Here is a 280-nt window from a genome sequence, read left to right as displayed (position 1 = left end):
GGCGCGGCATTTTCAGGCGAGGGAGAGATAAACGCATCAACCTAACTCCTTCGCCAGACGGGCAAACTCATTGCCTCGTTGTTCAAAGTTCTTGAACTGATCAAGGCTGGCACAGGCTGGGGAGAGCAGAACCATATCGCCCGGCTGAACACGCGGAGCCAGCAAGCGCATCGCCTGTTCCATAGTTTCGGTTTGTTCTGCCACTTCCGGGCGTAGCGCCGCCAGCTGCGCGCCGTCACGACCGAAACAATACAGACGTACGTTATCGCCATTCAGGTAA

General features: G+C 56.4%; 1 pseudogene. It reads right to left on the bottom strand.

The features are described from left to right. Window positions 1-36: 36 nt before the first annotated feature. A pseudogene (locus tag SB756_RS29480) lies at window positions 37-280 on the bottom strand (hypothetical protein); the annotation flags it as partial.

Origin of the sequence: Pseudomonas sp. SIMBA_068 (assembly GCF_046534705.1) — a bacterium.
GTDB classification, from domain to species: Bacteria; Pseudomonadota; Gammaproteobacteria; order Pseudomonadales; family Pseudomonadaceae; genus Aquipseudomonas; species Aquipseudomonas putida.
The sequence above is the reverse complement of the archived record's forward strand: the minus strand, read 5'-3'. Positions and strand labels throughout refer to the sequence as shown.